This is a genomic window from Micromonospora yasonensis, from assembly GCF_026013475.1.
In the GTDB taxonomy this organism is placed as follows: Bacteria; Actinomycetota; Actinomycetes; order Mycobacteriales; family Micromonosporaceae; genus Micromonospora; species Micromonospora yasonensis.
The window spans coordinates 1-881 of the sequence record NZ_JAPDPH010000469.1; the positions used below are offsets into that span (position 1 = coordinate 1).

The 881-nt window shown below is 74.3% G+C and carries 1 protein-coding gene; it reads right to left on the reverse strand.

Annotation, left to right across the window (positions count from 1 at the left end; all coding sequences use genetic code 11):
• Window positions 1-881 (reverse strand): acyl carrier protein (locus ONA70_RS36390; protein WP_265011007.1); only part of this gene is annotated, 881 nt, incomplete at both ends.

The following is an 881-nucleotide window of genomic DNA, read 5'->3' on the forward strand; positions in this document are numbered from 1 at the left end:
TTCCAGCCCGAGGACGTACGCGATCCGTCCGGACGCCACACTCGTCGTGTTGCCGGTCAGCAGGAACCCCTCGTACGCCTCCGGCGCCTCGTGCATCCTGGGCCCGTACTCGTCGAAGGCGAGCCCGGTGAAGACGCCGGTGGCGGTGCCCCGCAACGTGGTCGGGTCGATGCCGGCCCGCTCGATGCTCTCCCACGCGGTCTCCAGCAGCAGCCGCTGCTGCGGGTCCATCGCGGTCGCCTCCCGGGGGCTGATCCCGAAGAAGGCGGCGTCGAAGTCGGTGGCCCCGGTGATGAACCCGGCCTCCCGCGCGTACGTGGTGCCGGCGTGCTCGGGGCGCGGGTCGTAGAGCCGCTCCATCCGCCAACCACGGTCGGTCGGGAACTCCCCGATCGCGTCGGTGCCGGACGCCAGCAGCTCCCACAACTCCTCCGGGTTGCCGACCCCGCCCGGATAGCGGCACGCCATCCCCACGATCGCGATCGGCTCGTCGGCGGCGGGCGCCCGTACCGCCAGCCTGGCCGGGGTGGCCTGCTCGGCCCGGCCGGGCAGCCGTCCGGTGAGGTATCCGACCACGGCCGCCGGGGTGGGGTGGTCGAAGACCAGGGTGGCCGGCAGCTGTAGCCCGGTCACCGTGCTCAGCCGGTTGCGTAGCTCGACCGAGGTCAACGAGTCGAACCCGAGGTCCCGGAAGGCCCGCCCGAGCTGGATGGACTCGGCGGTCGCGTGACCGAGCACCACCGCGACCGTCGTCCGCAGCAGATCCTCCAGCGCCGCCCGCCGCTCGTCCGCGTCGAGGTCGGCCAGGCGGTCCACCAGCGTCGCCCCGGCGTCCCCGGCGCCCGCCGTGACCGCGCGCCGGGTCGCGCCGGCGAGAGCGG